Annotated in this window: 1 pseudogene; it reads left to right on the top strand. The window is 38.3% G+C overall.

Annotated features, from left to right (window positions below):
• Positions 1–387: 387 nt before the first annotated feature.
• A pseudogene (locus HMPREF9018_RS03900) lies at positions 388–736 on the top strand (VapE domain-containing protein); the annotation flags it as partial.

The raw sequence follows: 736 nt of genomic DNA, 5'->3' as shown, positions 1-736 counted from the left end.
CTATCTTATTCTAAGATTTCAGAGAACATTGAGATAAGCTCTTAATTTTTGCTTACATCTTTTTCGTTGAATGCTTTTTTTCTAATGGATAGCTATTTGCGTCTTATCCGTTTTTGTCATTCCTTTACTTATAGCCCACTACCCAAATGTGCAGAATACCGCATTTGAATGTGGTTTGTTACAAAGTCAATCAAGGTTTTGTATTTGTATCATCTTCGCTTCCCCTTTGATTTCTCCATTTAATCCACTAAAAACTAAGATGTTTGATGATTTCCTACAAGGAATTTTATAGCAGGTTTATGCAACATTATGCAAGCACACCGAGAATGCTTGGCTATCAGAATTATCCTCCTTAACTTCACTTTCAGAAATCATTTTAGGACGATTATGAAGAAATGCGCAGACAATAGCAATATACACGCAGAAGACAAGCCGAAGCATAGTAGGCAAACTTCCAAAAACAAGGAGATAGAAAGCTACCTCTTCACCCATTATGACTTCAGGTTTAACACCGTACTTGGCAGAACAGAGTTTTCTCCCAAGTATGCCAATGTGTATAGCAAGGTCAGCCGTTATGACATCAATACCTTTCGCAGAGAACTTGATAGCGAGGACGGTATTATTACTTCCGCTGATAATCTCTATTCCATCATCGAAAGCAGCTTTTCGCCACGCATCAATCCTATACAGGACTACTTCAAGGCTTTGCCAACGGTTGATGCTTCAGAAGTGCTGT

The sequence above is a fragment of the Prevotella amnii CRIS 21A-A genome, from assembly GCF_000177355.1.
Lineage (GTDB): Bacteria > Bacteroidota > Bacteroidia > Bacteroidales > Bacteroidaceae > Prevotella > Prevotella amnii.
The sequence above is the reverse complement of the archived record's forward strand: the minus strand, read 5'-3'. Positions and strand labels throughout refer to the sequence as shown.